This window comes from Gordonibacter pamelaeae 7-10-1-b, from assembly GCF_000210055.1.
GTDB classification, from domain to species: Bacteria; Actinomycetota; Coriobacteriia; order Coriobacteriales; family Eggerthellaceae; genus Gordonibacter; species Gordonibacter pamelaeae.
In genome coordinates, this window is sequence record NC_021021.1 from 2,216,441 (window position 1) to 2,218,737 (window position 2,297).

Annotated in this window: 1 protein-coding gene; it reads right to left on the bottom strand. The window is 70.2% G+C overall.

What is annotated here, in order from left to right:
- Window positions 1-134: 134 nt before the first annotated feature.
- Complete coding sequence (locus GPA_RS20185) at window positions 135-2,081, bottom strand: M20/M25/M40 family metallo-hydrolase (RefSeq protein WP_015539836.1); 1,947 nt, start codon at window positions 2,079-2,081, stop codon at window positions 135-137.
- Window positions 2,082-2,297 lie beyond the last annotated feature (216 nt).

Sequence of the window (2,297 nt, forward strand, 5' to 3'; positions counted from 1 at the left end):
TGGCGATGAGCAGCGTCTTTCCCAAAGGGGTTGGCATGGGCTTCCTTTCGCTCGGCTCGTTCCCGCCGGGTTGGGACCCTTGGCGGATGCCATCGCCGCCTATTATAAGGGGAAAGGGGCGCGACCGGCAGCGGTTACCTCCCCACGCCGTCCACGACGGCGCGCTGGAGCTCTTCCAGGCTGGCGGCGTCGGCGGTCCACTGGTGCGCGAGCGTGCCGAGCGCGAGGTCGAAGCCGCACTTCTCCAGCGCCTCGGCCACCTCGTCGGGGCCGTTCTTGCCCCAGCCGTACGAGCCGAACGGGATGCCCACGCGTCCCTCCCAGCCCGTCTTCGGCGAGAGGCCCTTGAGGTAGCAGAGGAAGGCCGCGACCGTGGGCATCATCCCGTTGTTGAGCGTGGGCGAGCCCACGGCCACGTACTTCGCCGACAGCACCTCGGTCATGATGTCGGAGATGTGGTTCGCCTTGAGGTCGAACAGGCGCGCGGGGACGCCGCACTCGATGAACGCCTCCAGTATCTCGCGGGCCATGGCCTCGGTGGTATGCCACATGGAGTCGTAAACCACCACGGCGTAGTCCTCGGGCGCGAGCGAGCTCCAGCACGCGTAGGTGTCCAGGATCTCGGGGACGTGGCTGCGCCAGACCACGCCGTGGCTCGGCGCGATCATGTCGATGTCCAGGCCGCCAAGGGCTCCCAGCGCACGCTGGACGTGGCGCGAGTAGGGCATCACGATGTTCGCGTAGTACTTCTTGGCCTGGGCCAGCACCTCGGGCAGGCCCACCTCGTCGTCGAAACGCTTCGAGGAGGCGTAGTGCTGACCGAACGCGTCATTGGAGAACAGGATGCGGTCGGCATCGGAATAGGCGACCATGTTGTCGGGCCAGTGCACCATGACGGTCTGGGTGAACGTGAGCGTGCGTTTGCCGATGGCGAGCGTGTCGCCGGTCTTGACGGGCACGTGGCCGCGGTCGCCGTAGTGGGCGGCGAGGCCGCTCACGCCGTGCGGGGCGCTCGCGTAGATGCGGGCGTTCGCCCCGCCCAGGTCGCGCGCGAACCGCACGACCAGCTTCACCGTGGCGTCCAGGTCGGCCAGGCACACCACCTCAGTGGGCGTGTGCATGTAGCGCAGCGGCACGGACACGAGGCCCGTGGGGATGCCGCCGCGGGCCATCTGGATGGCGCGCGCGTCGGTGCCCGTCACGCCCGGCTCGGCCTCCAGCTGGTACGGCAGGCCCTCGGCCTCGGCGGCGGCCACCAGGCGCTCGAACACCTCGGGGTTGATGTTGGGGCCGCGCGCGATGACGGGGCCCTGGCCGCACACGATCTTGCCGTGCTTCGTCGGATCGATGCCCGGGTAGTCGGTGGCGTGCGTCACGTCGAAGGCGAGCCCCACGTCGGGGCGCACGGAGTACGCGCTCGTCTCGGCGCCGCGCGTGCCGATCTCCTCCTGCACGGTGGCGGCGAACGTGAAGTCGCCGGGCGCGCGGCCCGCACGCGCCAGCTGCTCCAGCACGCGCACGCCCACCCAGACGCCCGCCTTGTCGTCGAAGGCGCGCGACACGGCCATGCCCGCGCCGAAGCGCTCGAAGCCCACGCCGAACGTGATGACGTCGCCCACGCGCACGAGCTTGCGCACCTTCTTCCCCGGAAGCCCCAGGTCGATGACCAGCTTGTCCAGCGGCGTGACCTTCTTGCGCTCGTCGGGCTCTATGAGGTGGATGGGCTTGCGGCCCACCACGCCGCGCAGCGGCTCCACCGACTCCGAGGCGTGCACGTCCACGCGCATGCCGGGCAGCACGGCCGCGTCCACACCGCCCACCGAGGCCACCGACAGGTAGCCCTCGTCCGAGATGTACGTGACCATGAGGCCGATCTCGTCCATATGGGCGGACAGCATGAGCGACGGGCCCGCGCCGGCACCCTTGAGCGTGGCGTGCACCGACCCCATGACGTCGGTCCTTATCTCGTCGGCCGTGTCGGCCAGGCGCTCGCGCACCAGGCGCGCGACGGCTATCTCCGTGCCGGTGGCCGAGGGCGTCTCGAGCAGCTCCTTGAGGAACCTCACCTGTTTCTTCTTCATGGCACTCCCTGCTGGTTCGCGCGCGCCGGCCCGCAGCGCGCCAGGCCGAGGCCGACCTGCCGCCTGCACCGCTCACGGCGCGCTTCCACTGATGTCGGGCCTCATTATAGCGCCTCGCGAACGCGGCGCGCGCGTCTTTCGCCCGATGACGCAAGGCCGTCACCCGCCCATCACGAACAGGCGGCGGCACGCGGCGGGCGGCCGCCCCTCAGCGCG